General features: G+C 32.2%; 17 protein-coding genes. 12 read left to right on the top strand and 5 right to left on the bottom strand.

The genetic code is table 11. The features are described 5' to 3' along the window. Nucleotides 1-4: 4 nt before the first annotated feature. The 3 genes from PLD14_02875 (at nt 5) to PLD14_02865 (ending at nt 2,271) form a co-directional block, all read left to right on the top strand. Nucleotides 5-1,243: a prepilin-type N-terminal cleavage/methylation domain-containing protein gene (locus PLD14_02875; protein HPR80143.1), complete on the top strand. Its 1,239-nt coding sequence runs from the start codon at nt 5-7 to the stop codon at nt 1,241-1,243. 18 nt (nt 1,244-1,261) lie between these two features. Then, complete coding sequence (locus tag PLD14_02870) at nt 1,262-1,990, top strand: protease inhibitor I42 family protein (protein ID HPR80142.1); 729 nt, start codon at nt 1,262-1,264, stop codon at nt 1,988-1,990. A 95-nt stretch (nt 1,991-2,085) separates the two neighbouring features. Further along, on the top strand, nt 2,086-2,271 hold the full coding sequence (locus tag PLD14_02865; GenBank protein HPR80141.1) for a DUF5668 domain-containing protein: 186 nt from the start codon (nt 2,086-2,088) through the stop codon (nt 2,269-2,271). Nucleotides 2,272-2,343: 72 nt separating this feature from the next. Here PLD14_02865 and miaB read toward each other — a convergent pair whose 3' ends face one another. From miaB to PLD14_02840, 5 genes are read right to left on the bottom strand one after another with little or no spacing between them, the layout of a single operon-like run. Continuing rightward, nucleotides 2,344-4,431 carry a tRNA (N6-isopentenyl adenosine(37)-C2)-methylthiotransferase MiaB gene (gene miaB, locus PLD14_02860; protein HPR80140.1) on the bottom strand — a complete coding sequence of 696 codons (2,088 nt, stop codon included), beginning with the start codon at nt 4,429-4,431 and terminating at the stop codon, nt 2,344-2,346. 37 nt (nt 4,432-4,468) lie between these two features. Next, nucleotides 4,469-6,010: a DUF333 domain-containing protein gene (locus PLD14_02855; protein HPR80139.1), complete on the bottom strand. Its 1,542-nt coding sequence runs from the start codon at nt 6,008-6,010 to the stop codon at nt 4,469-4,471. A gap of 23 nt (nt 6,011-6,033) precedes the next feature. Beyond that, the gene (thrS, locus tag PLD14_02850; GenBank protein HPR80138.1) at nt 6,034-7,722 is read right to left on the bottom strand and encodes a threonine--tRNA ligase; all 1,689 of its coding nucleotides are present in this window, start codon (nt 7,720-7,722) and stop codon (nt 6,034-6,036) included. A 10-nt stretch (nt 7,723-7,732) separates the two neighbouring features. Continuing rightward, nucleotides 7,733-11,035 carry a DNA polymerase III subunit alpha gene (locus PLD14_02845; GenBank protein HPR80137.1) on the bottom strand — a complete coding sequence of 1,101 codons (3,303 nt, stop codon included), beginning with the start codon at nt 11,033-11,035 and terminating at the stop codon, nt 7,733-7,735. A 14-nt stretch (nt 11,036-11,049) separates the two neighbouring features. Continuing rightward, the gene (locus tag PLD14_02840; protein ID HPR80136.1) at nt 11,050-11,715 is read right to left on the bottom strand and encodes a hypothetical protein; all 666 of its coding nucleotides are present in this window, start codon (nt 11,713-11,715) and stop codon (nt 11,050-11,052) included. On the opposite strand from PLD14_02840, the gene PLD14_02835 reads away from it, so the two are divergent. The 9 genes from PLD14_02835 (at nt 11,716) to rnc (ending at nt 18,658) form a co-directional block, all read left to right on the top strand. Then, nucleotides 11,716-12,387, top strand: coding sequence for a ribonuclease HII (locus PLD14_02835; protein ID HPR80135.1), 672 nt, complete (start codon nt 11,716-11,718; stop codon nt 12,385-12,387). It begins immediately after the preceding gene. Nucleotides 12,388-12,557: 170 nt separating this feature from the next. Next, a complete protein-coding gene (locus PLD14_02830) occupies nt 12,558-12,902 on the top strand; it encodes a hypothetical protein (protein ID HPR80134.1) in 345 nt (114 codons plus the stop codon). 1,264 nt (nt 12,903-14,166) lie between these two features. Beyond that, nucleotides 14,167-14,922 (top strand): hypothetical protein, encoded by a 756-nt coding sequence (locus PLD14_02825; protein HPR80133.1) that lies wholly within the window; start codon nt 14,167-14,169, stop codon nt 14,920-14,922. Between the two features lie 104 nt (nt 14,923-15,026). Next, a complete protein-coding gene (locus PLD14_02820; GenBank protein ID HPR80132.1) occupies nt 15,027-15,839 on the top strand; it encodes a GNAT family N-acetyltransferase in 813 nt (270 codons plus the stop codon). A gap of 194 nt (nt 15,840-16,033) precedes the next feature. After that, a complete protein-coding gene (locus tag PLD14_02815; protein HPR80131.1) occupies nt 16,034-16,438 on the top strand; it encodes a hypothetical protein in 405 nt (134 codons plus the stop codon). Nucleotides 16,439-16,628: 190 nt separating this feature from the next. After that, on the top strand, nt 16,629-17,159 hold the full coding sequence (locus PLD14_02810; GenBank protein ID HPR80130.1) for a hypothetical protein: 531 nt from the start codon (nt 16,629-16,631) through the stop codon (nt 17,157-17,159). A gap of 75 nt (nt 17,160-17,234) precedes the next feature. Further along, a complete protein-coding gene (rpmF, locus tag PLD14_02805; GenBank protein ID HPR80129.1) occupies nt 17,235-17,498 on the top strand; it encodes a 50S ribosomal protein L32 in 264 nt (87 codons plus the stop codon). 1 nt (nt 17,499) lies between these two features. After that, nucleotides 17,500-17,964, top strand: coding sequence for a transcription antitermination factor NusB (gene nusB / locus PLD14_02800; protein ID HPR80128.1), 465 nt, complete (start codon nt 17,500-17,502; stop codon nt 17,962-17,964). Further along, a complete protein-coding gene (gene rnc, locus PLD14_02795) occupies nt 17,951-18,658 on the top strand; it encodes a ribonuclease III (GenBank protein ID HPR80127.1) in 708 nt (235 codons plus the stop codon). The genes nusB and rnc overlap by 14 nt, the downstream gene beginning before the upstream one ends. Nucleotides 18,659-18,683 lie beyond the last annotated feature (25 nt).

The following is an 18,683-nucleotide window of genomic DNA, read 5'->3' as shown; positions in this document are numbered from 1 at the left end:
AATAATGAATAGAAAAGCTTTCACATTAATCGAAGTATTAGTCGTAATAGCAATTATTGGAATTCTTTCCAGTATTGTTATCGTTAACTTGAATTGGGCTATTGATTCAGCCAATGACACTAAAAGAAAAGTAGACATTGATACGGTAAGAAAGGCTATCGTTTATTACAAAACTCAAAACTCTACTGGGGAGTATCCTATTCAAGAAGATGAATGCAATATTGGTCCAGTTGGTACCACCAATAGATGTACGGTTCTCGCCTCAGCTCTTGCTCCGATACTTCCTAATCTTCCTGTCGATACTGTCTCTGGAGGATATTATACTTATATTTCAGACGGAACTGATTTTACTGTTAATTCGACTTTGTCTAATTCAACAACTTATTCGTATACTGCTTCAACTGGATTTAGCATAGAGGCTTCTTCGTATGAAAGTACTTGTGCGGCAGCTAGTAACGCTGATGTAACTTGTACAGAAGGGATAATCAGTTCTACTGAGGCATACTGCAAATGTGTTTTGACTGGAACAACAACGGGAACAACTTCTTGGACTGTTCCTAGCGGAGTTACTTCAGTTAGATATCTTGTAGTTGGTGGTGGAGGAGGAGGCGGTTACTACCTTGGCGGAGGTGGTGGTGGCGGCGGTTTTCTCACAGGCAATATTTCAGTCTCTGGTTCAGCTTCTATAATTGTTGGAGCCGGTGGTACCTCTGATAATAACGGAGAAAGTTCCACATTTTCAAGTATTACGGCAAGTGGTGGTGGTGCTGGTGGAGCTAATTCTGATGATGGAAGTATTGGTGGTTCTGGTGGTGGCGGAGGTTCTGATGGAGACACTCAAAGGTATGCTGGTGATGCTATCTCTGGACAAGGATATGCAGGAGGAGACGGAGAAGTAACTTGGGGTGGTAGTGAACAAGCTGGAGGAGGAGGTGGTGGTGCTGGTGGAGTAGGATCTGCTGGAGATTATGAAAGTGGAGGTGATGGTGGAATAGGACTACAATCTGATATAACTGGATCCTCAATTTATTATGCTGGCGGCGGTGGCGGAATGGTTGGTTTCAATGCTATCCATATTGCAGTGGGTGGAAATGGTGGTGGGGCTAATGGAACAATAACTTATAATAACGGTTTAAATGGAACAGATGGTTTTGGTGGGGGTGGTGGTGGAGGTGCTGGTCCTGGATATATTGGAGGAACTGGTGGCTCTGGTGTTGTTATTTTCCGATATACGCACCCATAAAATTGATAATAAAGATATATGAATAAAAATTTTATTGTTTGTATGATGTGTCTAGGGATGTTATTATCTATCACGGGTTTTGTTTTAGCGACAGATAGTACTAATTATCCAGTTCTTTCTTGCACTAACGGAGTTAATGGTTGTAATGCACAAATTTTAGTTGGTGATAGGTTTTCTATTTCTCTGGATGGCAATGCAAGCACTGGATATCAATGGAATTTAAGTTACGATACATCATTTCTTAATCTCGATTCTTCCAACTCAGTATCGCTTTGTCCTCCAGTATCTAGTGAAGGTATTGATATGATAGGGGTTGGATGCGGACAGACAACAAGTTATAATTTTAGTGCTCTAAAAACAGGAACAGTTAAAATTACTGCAACCTACAGTAGACCGTGGGAGTCAATCCAACCTGCACAAATAAATTATTATAATATTAATATTTCTGCAGTTTCTATTAATGGTGTCTGTGGTTCTGCTAATGGAATGACTTTTTCCAGTATTCCGACAATCAATCTTTGTTTGACTGGAACAGCTTCAAATATTACTGGTTCTGGTCCTTGGTTTTGGAGTTGTACTGGATCCATGACTTCAAGTTGTTCTGCTTTAGCGCAACCAAATAATAATTTAAAAATTGGATCATTGACTCTGGATAAACCATTAAGTCAGATGAATAGAAATGAACTACTTATAGTTTTAATTAGATTTTTACAGACGCTATATGGAAGTATTAATATAGCAAAATAGTTATTAAATTTTGTAACAATTTTCGTTTACACTTTTTACTTTTCCATATATAATATACTTAACAAAAGGTCGTTAATTAAATTTAATTCAAAAATATGATTATTGGAATTATCATTGTAATTATCGGTTTGGCCTTTTTATTACAAAGTTTAGGCATTATTACTATAAGTGTTTGGCAATTTGTTTGGCCATGTCTTTTAATAGCTGTCGGACTAGGAATTATTTGTAAAGAAAGAGGGAAGTGCTGCTGTGGAGAAAATCACGAAAAACCACAAAAATAAAATTAAAATGAGCCTTAGGGCTCTTTTTAAATTGTGGCTGGGAGGCAACTCTCAAGAAGGTTTTTCCAAATGCTATACCCATTTAATATTTTTATCTTTTTTAAACCAGGTCATTTGTCTTTTAGCAAACTTAATGGTGTTTGTTTTTATTTTTTCAATAGTATTTTCAAGACTTTCTTTTTTATTAAAATAATCTTCCCACTCACGATAACCAATAGTTTGCATAGAAGGGATACTGAAACTATATTTTTTAAATAATTTCTTTACTTCTTTTTCTAGTCCTTGTTTAATCATTTTATCAACTCTTTTTCTAGTCCTCTTCTCTAGTTCTTTCTTATCAATTCTAATTCCGATTTGAAGAATGTCATATGCGGACTCTTTTTTTCTTTCCTTAAAGAAAGATTCTTTTAAAAATAAAGAAACTTCGATAGCTCTGATTAATCTTCTTTTATTATTACTATCTATTTTTTTTACTCCCTCTTTGTCTAAATCTTTATACATTTCAAATAATTCTTCGGTAGTTTTCTTTTCTAATCTTTTTCTTAATTTTTCGTCAGCTTTAATTTGTGGAAATTCAAGGTTTTCAACTATCGATTTAATATATAATCCAGTTCCGCCAACCAAAATGGGAAGTTTTCCTCTTTCTATAATCTCATCAATCTTTTTAATAGCTTCTTGTTTAAATAGAGCAGCATTAAAATCTTCATTAGGAGAAATAATATCAATTAAGTGATGAGGAATTCCTTTTAAATCTTTCGGCTTAGCTGTTCCAATATCCATTCCTTTATATATTGTTCTTGAATCAGCATTAACTATTTCTCCATTAAATTTTTTAGCTAAATTAATCGCTAAATCTGTTTTTCCGCTTGCAGTAGGACCCAAGACAACAACTAATTTTGGTTTAATTAAAATTCCTTCAAAATTCCAAGCCGTAGCTTTTATTATTTTAACTTTAACAAATTTCCCTGATAAATCTTCATTTGATTTAAATCTTATCGCTTTGTTTTGATCGGTCCTGCCATTACAATAATCACTCTCTTTTTCTAGAACTAAAACATCCACTTCTTTGTTTAATAATTTTTGATTATTTTTTAAAGCAGTCTCTTTCAATATTTTATTTAAAGACAAAGCTCTTCTTGTCTTATCTTTCTTTAAAACGTTATCTTTTAATTTTTCGCAAGAAAAAGATTGAGGACGTGGAGAATATTTAGAAATAAAAGCTAAATCAAATTGAACTTCTCTCATTAATTTTTCACTGTTTTTAAATTGCTTTTCTGTTTCATCAGGAAAGCCAACAATGATGTCGGTTGAAATACTAATATTGTTATTGAAAACTTTCTTTATTTTTTTAATCAAAGCTAAATACTTTTCTCTGGTATATGGTCGATTCATCTTTTTTAAGATAGTATTGTCTCCTGATTGAACTGGCAAATTAAGATAGGGAACAAACTTACTGCTTTTTTTTAAAGTCTTAATCAGTTCATCGGAAAAATCTTTAGGGTGAGGACTGGTAAAACGCAACCAAAACTTTTCCGGAATTTTATCAATTTCTTTTATCAATTTACTAAAATTAACTCCCTTGGAATTATAACTATTGACATTTTCTCCTAAAAGCCAAATTTCCTTATATCCTTTAGTAACTAAATTATTAACTTCTTTTAATATATCTTTGTAATTTCTGGAAATAAGCCTTCCACGAGTAAAGGGAACAGCACAGTAAGTACAAAAGTTATCACAACCATTAGAAATTGGAACAAGGGCCTGTATTTTATTTGTATACTTGGGAATTATTTTCAAGTAATCAGATTTTTTCACTTCTATTTCTTTTTCTTTTAGCAATTCTGGCCATTTGTCTAGGTATTCTTTGTCTAATATAAAATCAAAAATCTCAGCTAATTTGGTTCGTTCTGGTTTCAAAATACAGCCAGTCAGAATGGTTTTAAAGCCCTTATTCTTCGTTTTAAGGGCAGTAAATTGAGGAATTAGTCCGTAAACTCGATCAACCGCAGGTTGCCTTACAGAACACATGTTTATTACAACCAAATCAGCCTCTTTCAGATTAAAGGTTTCTTCGTAATTCAAGCCTTCTAAGACAGAAGCTATTCTTTCTGAATCAGATCTATTCATTTGGCAACCAAAAGTAATAATATGATATTTCATATGTAAATACTACACAAGTTTAGGTTTTTGTTCAATATTATTTTATATACTCTGTTCCACATTCTTTATTGTAGAATTTCCATTCATCACACTCTTTCCCTTCACCAAAAATACAAACCCCGTATTGACTTCCATCATCGTTACTTCTCATCTCTAATGTATATCCTTGCTGTGTACAAAAAACTGAAGCGGGATTGGCAACTTCGCTTGTCTCTTTTTGACATTCTCCTTTATATTTAATGTTTACTCCCGCTGCCTTACTAAAACATTCATTACTGTATGTTTTTTTATTTACTCCGCAAACTGGATCCCAAAGTGCAGTACAGACAACCTTCTCATTATCTTGATTGCTTGTTTCGCAAGATTTTTGACAAATATTTTGGCCACTCTTAGAACAAACCTTATATTCAGGACAGCATGTTTTTCCTTCAGTAAGAACCTTTCCTTCCATAATACAAGTTCCACATTTTCCTTTATAGGCAACATCTACTCCAACTTTTTTTGCTTCACAAATATTACCATAATCTTTATTATCTTTCCCACAGACTGGATTAACAACATCAAGACAGGTTATACCGCCTTCGCTATATCTATTTGCTATTTGCGATTGTATGTCATCAACTATTTTTTTGGCATCTGAAGAAATATTTAAAGAAAATAGACCATTCAATATTCCGTTGTAATCAATATTATCGTTATTTAATATACTTTTTCCATATTCTATCAATTTAGCCTTGTCTTCTTCAGAAATATTGCCTAAACTATTAAAAATGTCTTGGTTATCGGCAACTAATTTTTGAACATATTCTTCAGATATTAAATCTTTGTATTCAATTTTTGTTTGTAACTCTGAAAGATAATCATTTAATTTATTTTTATCGTCTTCACTTAAACTGGTATCGCTCAACCTCTTTTGTATAATTTTATTCTGTACCTCAATTATTGATTTTTTAGCTTGTTCTGGCACGATGCTTTCCACTCTTTTTAACACTTCGAGAACGTTTGTAGTTCCTGATTTGTCATTATTAAAAGCTTCTTCTAGGGCATCTTTGAATTTTCCTAAAGAACCTAACTCCAAAGAAGTCTTAGTTAAACTATTAAGAGCTTTTTCTTTTGTTTCAAAAACTTTTTGAGATGAATCTGTTTGTTTTTCCGTTATTTGATCTAGAAATTTTTGTTGATTAAAAGTTTGAATAGTTACTTTTTTTAAAAAAAGATTACTACTCTCGCTATCTTGTTTTAAGGTTGCAACATAGTCTTTTAAATCGTTAAGTGAATTAGTATAGTTAGATAGGGCATTATCTAAATTTTCTTTATCGGCTGATAGTTTATCAGCTTCAATTAATTTCTCACTGGCAATTTTTAATTTTAATTCAGCTTTTTTGGTTGGGTTGAAAGTTATTAAAAGTTGAACTCCTCTTCCTAGTTCTTTTAAGAAATAAAGAGGACTTGTTGGAAGAACGGTTGGCTCAGCAACATTTAAATCCTTAGCTGTAATAGTTGTTTCTTCGGCCAAAACAGCAGAAAAAAAAGAAAAAGTTATAATTATTGTAAGAAGTAAAAATACTATTTTTTTCATACTTTATTATTTACTTAATTAAATTAATTATTAAGTTTTTTAATAAATTCTTCAATTGATATTTCTCCTAAATCTATTTTCCCACGCTGTCTTACGCTAATAGTATTATTTCCTTTTTCTACATCTCCGACAACTAAAACGTAGGGAACTTTTTCCATTTCTGCATTTCTTATCTTTTTTCCGATAGTTTCATTATTGTCGTCTATCTTTATTCTGTATTCTTTTAGTTTTTCTGCAACGGCTTTAGCATATTCACGGTGAGATTCTCCAACGGGAAGAATTTTAATCTGAACAGGAGCTAACCAAAAGGGGAATGCTCCAGCATAATGTTCAATCAAAATACCCATAAATCTTTCGAAAGAACCCATGATTGTTCTATGAATCAAAACTGGATTTTTTTCGTTTCCATCTGAATCTGCATATACGCAATTAAACTTTAAGGGCATTTGAAAATCTAATTGAATGGTAGCGCATTGCCATGTTCTTCCTAAACAATCTTTCAGCTGAAAATCAATTTTAGGGCCGTAAAAAGCTCCGTCTTTTTCTTTAAGACCGTAGTTATTTTTTCCATAGACATCGTTTAGAATTTTCTTTAAATCATTTTCTGCTTTTTCCCAAATATTAGGATCACCCATAAAGCTATCGGGACGAGTAGAGAGAAAAGCTTTATATTCTAATCCGAATTTATTATATATTTTATTAACTAAAGCGATAACATTCTTTATTTCTTCTTCAATTTGATCTTCTCTAATAAAAATATGCGCATCATCTTGAACAAATTGTTGAACGCGGAATAGTCCTCCCAGCTGACCCGACTTTTCACGCCTAGTTATTAACCCAGGTTCAGCATATCTTAAGGGGAAGTCTCTATATGACTTAGGAGAATTATTATAAATAATAATTGCCCCAGGACAATCCATTGGACGAAGAGCGTATTGTGTTTGGTCTCCTTCAGTATGAGTAAAATACATATCGTCCTTATAGTGATCCCAATGGCCTGATTTTTTCCAAATAGAAACATCCATCATTGATGGACAAATAACCATTTCGTAATCAAATTCTTTCTGAGAATCTATCCATAATTTTTTAAGTTCATTGTAAACAATGGTACCTTTTGGATGGAAAAATGGCATACCAGGAGCAACCTCATGAAAAGAAAATAAATCTAACTCTCTGCCTAATTTCCTGTGGTCTCTTTTTTCTGCTTCTTCAAGCATCTTTAGGTATTCATTTAATTTTTCTTCAGTTTCAAAAGCTAAACCATATATTCTAGTTAACATATTGTTTTTTTCGTCGCCTCTCCAATAAGCTCCTGCTAATTTTTGCAATTTAAATGCTTTAGTATTAATCTCTTTAGTTGACTTAATATGAGGTCCCTTACATAAATCAATAAAATCTCCTGAAGTATAAATAGAAACTTTTTCTTCTGGAATTTCTTCAATCAATTCTAATTTGTAGGACTGGTCTTTAAATAATTCCTTAGCTTCTTTTTTAGTAATATCTTTTTTAATAAAAGAAATATCCTTTTTAATAATCTCTTTCATTTTCTTTTCTATCTTCGGCAAATCTTCCTCCTTAAAATTAGCTTCGATGTCATAATAAAAACCATTTTCTATGGCTGGACCAATACCAAATTTAGCATTAGGGAATAACTCTTTAACGCTAGCGGCTAAGATGTGCGATAATGAATGTTTTATTTTTTCTAATTCCATATATTTATAATTATGCTTCTAATATTTCTTCAACTTCATTGGCAATTACTTTGGGCATTCCGTCTTTCGTATCCGTTTTACCCGTAATTGACACTATTTTATTTTCTACAAAGGCGTAGGGATTTTTTTCTATCATTGAAGGAAAGACCACTACTTCAATCGTATCCGTCAAGTCTTGCACCTTAATGAACATCATCGGATCTCCTTTTTTCGTCATTATTTTTTTAATACTCGAAATGATTCCTCCAATCGTGACCGTTTCTCCGTTAATGATATATTTTTCAAATGGATTTCGGCTACCTGCTGCCGTACCATTAAGATCTCCAATAATTTTTCTAATTGACGTCGTTTGTTGTTCTAGTAATCCTCTGTACTTTTCTAGTGGATGGCCAGAAATATATAATCCTAATAATTCTTTTTCCCACATCAATTTTTCATATTCATTAGCTGGTTCTACATTATCTAATGTTATTCCGTTTGAAAAACTAACGGAGGTTGTATTATCAAACAAACCTCTCTGTCCACTCTCCTTTATCTTTTGGTTTTTCTTGGACCAGTCTAATAGTTTTTCTAAATTAGAAAGAATTTGATTTCTTTCTTTTAAAGTATCAAAAGCTCCGGCTCTAGTTAAACTTTCCAATGATTTTTTATTTAAAACTTTGGCATCAACTCTGGAAATAAAATCTTCAATTGTTTTAAAGTGTCCGTTATTTTTTCTTTCATTAACAATTAATTCTACGATATTATAGCCCACATTTTTAACGGCTGATAATCCGAATCTAATTTGGTTCTTTTCTGGAACCACACTGAAATTGCTAAAACTTTCATTAATGTCTGGAGGCAAAACTTCAATCTTCATTTTTTTACATTCTTCAATTAGAATTGAAATTCTATCCAAATCAGAACTTTCTGAAGTCAGCAAAGCAGCCATATATTCAACAGGATAATTAGCTTTCAAGTAAGCTGTTTGATAAGCAATAATGGCATAACAAGCAGCGTGGGATTTATTAAAAGAATATCTAGCAAAAGGTTCAATCCAATGCCACAACTCAACCGCAATTCTTTCATCGATATTATTCTTCTTCATTCCATTAACAAACTTGTCTTTTTGCTCCATTAAAAGCTTTTCAATCTTTTTACCAATAGCTTTTCTCAAAATATCTGCTTCAGCTAAAGTAAAACCAGCTAAATCTTGAGCGATACGCATAATTTGTTCTTGATATACGGGAATACCATAAGTATTTTCAAGAATCGGTTTCAATAATGGATGCATGTATTTAACTTCCTTCCTTTGGTGTTTACCGTTAATATATTCAGGAATATGTTGCATCGGACCAGGACGATACAAAGCAACTAAAGCAATGATGTCTTCAATTTCGGTTGGTTTTAATTGTTTAACGTATCTACGCATTCCATCAGATTCTAATTGAAACACTCCAATACAGTCTCCATCTTGCAATAATTTAAAAGTTTTAGGATCGTCTAATGGAATTCTATCCATATCAACATTAATTCCGCGGACAGCGTAAATTCTTTTTAAAGTTTCCTCAATGATGGTTAAGTTTTTTAATCCCAAAAAATCCATTTTTAATAGTCCCATTGATTCAACAGAGTGCATTTCATATTGAGTGACAATCGATTCTCCGCCTTGAGTTGGATGTTGAGTCGGCACCGAATCGTCTAGGGGATTTCTGGCAATTACAACTCCACAAGCATGAGTTGAAGCATGTCTGGCGCAGCCTTCAATTTTTAATGCCAAATCAATTAGTCTTTCAGCTTCAGTATCTGATTCATATAAAGATTTAAATTCATCTATTTTTTCTAATGAATCCTTCAAATCAAAACCTAAAGGAATCATTTTTGCGATTTTATCGCAATAAGAATATTGATAGCCTAAAGCTCTGCCCACATCTCTAATTGAAGCTTTAGCAGCCATAGTTCCAAAGGTAATAATTTGTGCAACTCTATTTCGTCCATATTTTTCAGCAACGTAATTAATAACTTCATCTCTTCTTTTGTCAGTAAAATCTAAATCGATATCAGGAGGAGAAATTCTGTCTGGATTTAAAAACCTTTGGAAGTACAAGTTATACTTTAATGGATCAACGTTGGTAATATTGGAAAGATAGGCGACAATTGAACCTCCAGCTGAGCCTCTACCTGGCCCAACGACAATTCTATTATTCTTAGCCCAGTTAACAAAATCCTGAACAATTAAAAAATATCCTGAAAAGCCAGTTCGGTTAATAACCGACAACTCATATTCCATTCTCTCGATTACTTCTTTTAGTTTATCATCTTTAATATCTTCAATCTTTATTTCTTTTCCTTTTAAAACTTTTTCAATAATATCTTTTAATTCGGGAGAATGAATATCGTACTTTTTTTCAATTCCCAAATAACATAATTCTTTTAAATAACTTTCTGTATTTTTTCCTTCTGGAACATCAAAAGAGGGAAGTTTGAATTCTCCTAATTTTAATTCCAGATTACAAGCCTCAACTATTTTTTGAGTATTACTAATTGCTTCAGGAACATCTTTAAAAGCTTCTACCATTTCATCAGTGCTTCTGATTGAAAAATCATCTCCAAGCATGGATAGTCTTTCTTTGTCATTAATATCAGCTCCAGTATTAATCAACATTAAAATATCTTGAGCTTCAGCATCATCTCTGTTGACATAGTGGGAATCATTGGTGGCAATAAAAGGAATTCCTGTTTTTTTGCTCAACTCTATTATCATTTGATTAGCCCTTGCTTGTTCAGGAATGCCGGGATGATATTGAAGTTCTAAATAGAAATTACCTTTGCCAAATATCTTTTCATATTTTAAAGCCATTTCTTCAGCCTCTTCCTTTTTATTAGAAAGTAATAGTTGAGGAATTCTACCCTGCAAACATGCAGATGTCGCTAAAAGACCATCAGAATACCTTTCTAATAATTCCAAGTCTACACGAGGTTTATAATAAAAACCTCTTAAGTGAGCTTCGGTTACTATTTTTACTAAATTTTTATATCCTTGTTCATTTCTTACTAAGAGAATCAAATGAAAACGTTTACCATCTAGATTAGGAGTCCTATCTTCCATGTCTCTAATTGATTCATAAACTTCGCAACCAATAATAGGCTTAATTCCTTTAGCTTTAGCTTTTTCATAGAATTCAATTGCTCCATACATTGTTCCATGGTCAGTTAAAGCAACTGAATCCATGCCAAGTTCTTTGACCTTATCAATAATGTCATCTATTTTCGCTAATCCATCCAAAAGAGAATAATGCGAATGCAAGTGCAAATGTGTAAACTTCTTATTCATTTATCTTTAATTCATTAAATAATCTTTTTTCCTCCTATCCTTGTCTTTGTCGTATCAATGGAATCTCTGTTACTTTTCGTTCCCGTTAAAACAAGATTACTTCCAATATTAGCTTCTTCTAAGTCAATCATTCCTTCAGTTTTCATTTTTCCTAAATTAAGATTTCCTCCAACGTTAGCAGTATCAAAAAAAGCATCTCCTCTTACCATCATGTCATCATAATTAGCTGAGGCAATTTCTGCATTTTCTAAAATTACATCTCCAAATATTTCTGTCTTGGTTAATGATAGAAAACCAGCAGTGATTAGCCCTCTAGCATTAATATTTCCTCCAATTTTAGCACCAACTAAATTTATAGCGCCATTAATTTGAGTATTTTCAAAAATTAAATCATTTTTTATATCTGCTTTGCCTAGATACAAAGAGCCATTAATTACTGCTCCTTTTAAATTAAGATCTCCAATGATAACTACCTCACCCAAAAAGACTGGACCAAGTATTTTTGCATTTTCTAAGTTTAATCCAAATTTAATCTTGTTAATGATAAGATTGAAATCAGCTAAGGTTTTGTTACTAAAATCGACTGGCCTATTTTCTCTTTCGGCTATATTAATCTCATTAATTATTTCTAATTGACCGATAACTTCTTGATTATTGTTTTTGCTATTTAATATAACCATATGTTAATATATATAATATATCTTAATAATATCCCATATTTGATTATGATTCAAGAAGAAAAGAGGTTATGGAAAAAGGGGTATAAATATATAGTGGGAATCGATGAGGCTGGAAGAGGACCTTTGGCTGGTCCAGTTGTATCTGGAGCCGTTTTAATTCTCTCAAAAAACTTTAAAGAGGTAAAGAAAATCAAATCAGTAAAAGATTCAAAAAAGTTAACTGAAAAAAAGAGGGGGGAGGTTTACACTAATTTAATTAATAATTCTAAGTTAAAATGGGGAATCGGGATTGTTTCTGAAAAGGTAATTGACAAGATTAATATTTTAGAGGCTACTAAGCTTTCAATGATTAAGGCAATTAAAAATTTAGAAAAGAAGAATAAAATTAAAATTGATTATATTATTCTTGATGGAAAGATAAAAATTAACTTAAGTGTTGCTCAAGAATCAATTATTAAAGCTGACGATAAGATATTTTTAGTTTCAGCTGCTAGTATTATTGCAAAGGTAACCAGAGATAGATTAATGATTAAGTATGATGCATTATATCCTGCGTACAATTTTAAAAAACATAAAGGGTATGGAACAAAGGAACACTTGAAAAATATTAAAAATAATGGAGCCTGCAAGATACATAGAAAAAGCTTTGCTCCGATTAATCAAATAAAGTAGATAGAAAAAACTCAATGGTTCGAATCCTTTCTCCCCTGCAAATTTAGGAAGCCTTATTCTATAAGGCTTTTTAGATAACCGCAAAATCACTTTAGAACCTTTTGGTTAGTTTCTTGAACTCGCCAGCCGCTACTATTGACATAATAAATATACTATGTTATAGTATTAATATGGTAGACACAGAGGGAGTGATGACCTATGCAGAAATGCAGAAGGTTGCAGATGAGAGACTGGAAAAAATTCTTGGCTCGTTAGAGGAACCTCTGACAACCGAGAAGATTGATGCCGCTATGAAAGCAGCTGGCATCGACTGGATCGCACACAGGACCTTTGAGGTCGGTGATCCCGAGGACATGATTATCATGTCCAAAGACTGCTTTGTGGGCTATCGTGCCCACATCGAAAATCCAGGAGGTTATTATTACCTCCCGGTCGAGAGAAATGATCTCTCGTGCGTGCATGAACTTGATGAAAACAAGTTCTGCATAAAGTGCTCTCGGGCACTCTGGAACTGAAGCTCTATAGCTTCCGGAGAAAATGAGGACTCCGACATCAAAGCCTCTTTTTTCATACCCAATTTAACCTCAAAAATGTTCCAAGTTCGTCCCATCACTACTTAATTGTAACATATTCTCCTGAATTTTGGTTCTAACGTCCTCCACGAGCCCCTACGTTTTTAAAACCTTTATTGGCTTTTCTGTTTTGAAGAGATATAATGATTTCAAGATAATATATTTATAATAAATAATGAATATAACTATTGCCCTAATGATTTCTCTCTTTTTGTTGTTTATTTTTTATTATCTTTTTAAGAAAACTAGCTGGGTGGATTGGTTTATCACATTCTTAATAATCTTCTTAATCGGTCTGGCATTAGTTGATATGTTTTGGATTAATTATTTTTTACTTATAACATATGTTATTCTTTTTAAAATGGTACTAGATATCATTAAGTTTTTTATAAAAAAAGATGAAAACAGTAGAAGCATTATTAAAAAACATATTCTAATAAATTTTACTTTCATATTTATTTTTTTAACTCTTTCACTATTCCAGCCTAAAATTTCTAATCCGGCTGAAAACACTAGAAATCATACTTTATTTAATCCGATAAAATAATTCTTATTGTCTAATTATAGTTCTAACGTCCTCCACGAGCCCCTACAAATAAATTTTAAATAATGTTTTTATATAAAACAACGCGCATAATAAATTGTATTTGCGCGTTACAAGAGATGATGAATGGGAGGCGATATAGTTGGAGCAGCTTCCGATCGCTTCTCATCATAAATCTCAGGGTGCCGCCATAAGGCAGCAATAATGTTGTTCTCACTATGTTTGACGTCGTGGTATGCCGCTTTTGGAGGCAAGTCTTAAGTGTCTTTCACAGCTTCCTCTTTGAGCAAATTTGGTTTACCAGTCCGTACCTCTAGTCGCTGCTTGCCTATCCTTCCGAGCGTAGCTCGTAGCTTTTTGCCATGTTGCACCTTTCCGGGTGAACTTTTGTGCGAGAAACCATCATTTTAAATTCCGGTAACCCGCTCCAGGAACATTGAAACGTGTTGCTAGAGCGAGCTACAAGAGAATATAAAGAACCGTGCCCTTATTTTATATAATACACTTTAATTTGTCAAATAATATAAATTATGATTCAAGATTAGCTTTTTTATACATAATTTAATACCAAACTGGTTCTAACGTCCTCCACGAGCCCCTGCAAAATTAAACCGACACTTTTGTCGGTTTTTTGTTTGTGGTATAATTGCTTCAAGTAAACATATGAATAAAAACAAAAAGATAATTTTTATAATAGTTATTTTATTATTAGTAATTAGTAGTTGTGGCTATTATTTTTATAATAAAAATCAACAATTAATAAAAAAAGAAAACAATAATATTACTGATCAAGTAAAAAAAATAAATCTAGAAGATTGGGAGATTAAAAATATTCTATCTGATAATAATACAGAAAAACTAATATTAATTAATAGATCTACTGGTGATCAAAAAATTCTCTTCGATCATGTTTATAATCTTAGAAAAGCTGTCTGTGAAAAATTTAATGATATTGGTAATCTTTTGTGTAGTGATGGAGTAATCGGTCTTACGGGCTATCCCGATAAAGGAACAGAAATATACTTCTATTTAAGTTATGAATATGGCGGACCAATATTTGCTATAGATATTAATTCTATGGAAATAAGGAAAATAAAAGAAAGCAGTATGCGTTTACATTTTGCGCCAACCGGAGATAAAGCGGTTTATACCGAATCAATTAATCAAATCCGTAACTTTGGAAATATTATTTCTTTAGTTTGTTTTAATAATGACACAACAAAACAGTTAATTATATTAAAAAATGGAGAAATTCTTAATGAATTTCCTCCAGAACTAGAAGACGGCGTTAATATTAATTGGCTTAATGAAGGCGAGATAGAGTATAATGTTTATAATCTAAACTCGGAACAAAAATTAGATACCTTCCTAGATAATAACTTTAATAGAATTGAGAAGTTAGTTGTTCCTGATTGTTAAGTATAGTTAATTTAACCTCAAAAATGTTCCGACAACATCCCAGCGCCCCTGCAAATCCCTAGCGCCTTATTGGCGCTTTTTATTTTTAGAGATATAATAAAAATATGGATATAAGAATAAAAAAAGTTGAGACCAATAAAGAAATTATAGATGCTCAAGAAGTGCGACGTAAGGTTTTTATAGAAGAACAAGGAATAGATTCTGAATTAGATATTGATGGAAAGGATGAATCATCTGAACATATCATCATTTATTTAAACAATGAACCAATAGCAACGCTCAGAATTAGATATTTAGATGAGAAAATAGCAAAAATAGAAAGAACATCTGTGTTAAAAAAATGCAGAGGAATTGGTTTTGGTAAAAAAATAATGGATTTTACTCTTTCTTATTTGCAAGAAAAAAAGCAAAAAGAAATAAAACTTTATTCACAAGAAAATGCTAGTGGATTTTATGAAAAGCTAGGATTTAAAAAAAGAGGAGAAATCTTTGAAGAGGTTGGAATACCACACATTGAAATGTTTTTATATATTAAAGATTTTGACGGATGGAATGCAAAGAAAAAAGAATTAGATAAGAAAAATAAATCTTTGTACTATTATGAAAGAGAAATCTGGTGGTGTTCCTTAGGAATAAATATTGGATACGAAACAGATGGTAAAAATGACGAGTTCGAAAGGCCTGTTTTAATATTAAAAACTTTTGGTAATGGAACGTTTTGGATGCTACCTTTAACAAGCAAAATTAAGGAAAATCCCTATTATTATAAATGCACACTAGAGGGAAAAGAAGAAACATCTTGCGTGGTTCTGTCTCAAGTTAAATTAATAAGTGAAAAAAGACTTATAAGGAAAATGACTATGTTACCTAAGGAAGATTTTCAAAAAATAAAAGAAGAAATAATAAGATTTTTATAAAGAAAACGACCCACCACTAGGGAGGGTCTCGGAGGCCTAAGCCTTTTATGAATTAATAATATTCTATATTACCGATATTGTCAATAGTTTATATAACATAGTTACCTATAAAGCTATATAAAGAATGGCTAAAGACAAGATTGTAAAGCAAGGTAATTGATATAGTCTAAAAAATATAATTATTAAAAACAAACATGATATTTAATTCATTTAAATCTGTAATTGCTAATTTTCCATCTAATCTTTTATTTTTTATTGGTTTAGTTTTTTTATTAGCTGGGATATGCGCAACTATACTATTTATGAATGGCTATCTTGGTATAGCATTTGCGCTGATAGCAGATAGTATTTTTAGTCTTGGAGATCCTGCTGGTCAGGGATATTTACTTTATTCTTTGTTATACATTTTCACAATGATTATTTCTTATGGATTATCTATAATTTCATTAATAACAGTTTTTGTTTTAATGAATTCATCTAAAAAAAGTTTTGAAAAAGAATCTATTCTTAATAATATTATTTATTTTTTAAGTTTTTTTATAGTTATATTGTTATCGTGTTTTTTAATTTTTATTATCTACAGGTTATTTTTAGTGTAAAAAATATTATCAAAAAAGGTTCTGATAACGTCCTAGCGCTACTGATAACATTTTTAATTCCAAAAGATATATACTAATAGTGATTTTAGTTCGAATCCTATCTGAACGCAATCATGGACACAATTTCTCAAAAGGTATACTATTTTTCTGGAAGAGCAAAAGCTCTTTACCAACCTAATGGTGACTGATTATGATAAAGGAAAGGATTATTGACTGCATCAAAAAAAGTACCGATGAAAAACTGCACCACATCGACAAAAAATTCATCGGAACTATTTATTACAGCGATGTAATGGATATCGTTTTGTTCTACCTTAGTCTTTATCTCAAAGACAAAGGTATTAAACGAATGAGCACTTCTGACTTCTATAACATGTCGGAAGTAATCTGGAACAAGTGGAGCAGGGAAAAGAAAAACAAAAGGTTTTCCCATCTCTGCGGAGCATACTGTGCTGGCCCAGGACCAATGGGAGGAACAGCTAGTTCAGCAGAAATGTATCTTCGCTATTACACCAAGTTCATCTGTTTTGAAGATATTCAAGAATTCTTCAGTTGCTCGAAGGAGACTCACTGCGGGTGGAACCATTACCGGGATAATCAAGTAATCCCGAAAACGCTACCTAAATGGAGAAGATTGAATAACTTCAAAAAGATTAGCCAAGTTTTTGAACTCGCAGAAATAATCTGCCGAGAGATTGAAAACTATGAAGCGGAGAAATAACCTCCTCTTTTTTTATATATTTTGACAAAAATATTTAAAAATGTATAATAGCTATATAGATTTAAAGATAAGAATATGGCAGTACCAAAACAAAGACACAATTCATCAAGGAAAAATAGAAGAAGGGGGAATATTTTCATTAAAGCCCCTGTTTTAGTTAAATGTCCTAAATGTGGAAAACCTGTTTTACCTCACACTCTTTGCGGTTATTGCGGATACTACAAGGGAACTGAACTTGTAAACGTAATGGCTAAATTAGAGAAAAAAGAACAAAAAAAGAGACAAAAGGAAATAGGAGAAACTAAAGCCTCAGAATCTAAAAAAGAAGAAAAGAAATAATATGGCCTCAAGGCACCTGTCAAGATCTGTTGCAATGCAAAGCTTGTATGAATGGGACTTTCATGGAAAGGTTAATAATGATTTGGAAAAAATAACCGAAAAGAACATTGAAGAATTCGGTAAGGGCCTTGAAAGCTATGATTTTATTTGGACTTTAGTTAATGGAGTCAAAGAAAACCTTGAAGTTATTGATAAAATTATTGAAAAAACTGCTCCAGAATGGCCGATTAATCAAATAAACATTCTCGATAGAAATGTTTTAAGAATCGGCATTTTTGAACTTCTTTATGAAAATAAGGATGAGGTTCCTCCCAAGGTTGCTATCAATGAATCAATTGAATTAGCTAAGAATTTCGGAGGAGAAAATTCTAGAAAATTCATTAATGGAGTTTTGGGAACAGTATATAGAGAAATCGTTGGAGAAGAGGAAGAAAATAAAGGAGAAAACGACAATGAAGAAGAATAACATGAAAGATTTTTCTGTTCTGGAAAAATCATTAAACTTTTCTTTTAAGAATAAAGATTTATTAATTCAGGCTTTTTGTCATCGATCATACTTAAACGAAAATCCTGATTTTTATTTATCTCACAATGAAAGATTGGAATTTTTAGGAGATGCGGTCTTAGAATTAATAACCACTGACTATCTTTTTAGAAGCTATCCTGATAAGCCAGAAGGTGAAATGACGGGTTGGAGAGCTTCTCTAGTTAATGCAAACATCCTCTCGGATACAGCTAAGGAAATAGGATTTGAAAATTTTCTTTTGCTGTCATCGGGAGAAGAAAAAGAAAAAGGCAAAGCCAGAAAGTATATTTTAAGCGATACCTTTGAGGCCTTTATCGGTGCTCTTTATTTAGACCAGGGATATGAAGCGACTAAGCTTTTCATTGAAAAAAACTTAATAGACAGAAAACTTCCCGAAATAATTGAAAAAAAATTATTCAAAGATCCTAAATCTCTTTTTCAGGAAAAAGCTCAGGAAATTGTTGCTATTACTCCAGTTTACCAAGTCTTGGAAGAAAGCGGTCCCGACCATATGAGATTCTTTATCGTTGGAGTATTCTTAGGAGATGAATTAGTCGCCAAGGGAGACGGTTCTTCAAAGCATGAAGCAGAATTAAAAGCGGCTGACGAAGCTTTGAAAGTTAAAGATTGGTAATGATTAGGGGTTGAAAATAATTAAG

Origin of the sequence: Candidatus Pacearchaeota archaeon (assembly GCA_035404185.1) — a bacterium.
Lineage (GTDB): Bacteria > Patescibacteriota > Minisyncoccia > Minisyncoccales > Minisyncoccaceae > UBA2211.
Note: the sequence above shows the minus strand (reverse complement) of the source record. Positions and strands in the feature narration are given on the sequence as shown.

Coding starts and splice junctions, on each gene's coding strand:
- PLD14_02835 (HPR80135.1), top strand. CDS start 11,716: ATGTTAATATATATAATATATCTTAATAATATCCCATATTTGATTATG.
- PLD14_02840 (HPR80136.1), bottom strand. CDS start 11,715: ATGGTTATATTAAATAGCAAAAACAATAATCAAGAAGTTATCGGTCAA.
- PLD14_02875 (HPR80143.1), top strand. CDS start 5: ATGAATAGAAAAGCTTTCACATTAATCGAAGTATTAGTCGTAATAGCA.
- PLD14_02810 (HPR80130.1), top strand. CDS start 16,629: ATGATAAAGGAAAGGATTATTGACTGCATCAAAAAAAGTACCGATGAA.
- PLD14_02830 (HPR80134.1), top strand. CDS start 12,558: ATGGTAGACACAGAGGGAGTGATGACCTATGCAGAAATGCAGAAGGTT.
- thrS (HPR80138.1), bottom strand. CDS start 7,722: ATGGAATTAGAAAAAATAAAACATTCATTATCGCACATCTTAGCCGCT.
- PLD14_02820 (HPR80132.1), top strand. CDS start 15,027: ATGGATATAAGAATAAAAAAAGTTGAGACCAATAAAGAAATTATAGAT.
- PLD14_02815 (HPR80131.1), top strand. CDS start 16,034: ATGATATTTAATTCATTTAAATCTGTAATTGCTAATTTTCCATCTAAT.
- PLD14_02870 (HPR80142.1), top strand. CDS start 1,262: ATGAATAAAAATTTTATTGTTTGTATGATGTGTCTAGGGATGTTATTA.
- miaB (HPR80140.1), bottom strand. CDS start 4,431: ATGAAATATCATATTATTACTTTTGGTTGCCAAATGAATAGATCTGAT.
- PLD14_02865 (HPR80141.1), top strand. CDS start 2,086: ATGATTATTGGAATTATCATTGTAATTATCGGTTTGGCCTTTTTATTA.
- rpmF (HPR80129.1), top strand. CDS start 17,235: ATGGCAGTACCAAAACAAAGACACAATTCATCAAGGAAAAATAGAAGA.
- PLD14_02845 (HPR80137.1), bottom strand. CDS start 11,035: ATGAATAAGAAGTTTACACATTTGCACTTGCATTCGCATTATTCTCTT.
- nusB (HPR80128.1), top strand. CDS start 17,500: ATGGCCTCAAGGCACCTGTCAAGATCTGTTGCAATGCAAAGCTTGTAT.
- PLD14_02825 (HPR80133.1), top strand. CDS start 14,167: ATGAATAAAAACAAAAAGATAATTTTTATAATAGTTATTTTATTATTA.
- rnc (HPR80127.1), top strand. CDS start 17,951: ATGAAGAAGAATAACATGAAAGATTTTTCTGTTCTGGAAAAATCATTA.
- PLD14_02855 (HPR80139.1), bottom strand. CDS start 6,010: ATGAAAAAAATAGTATTTTTACTTCTTACAATAATTATAACTTTTTCT.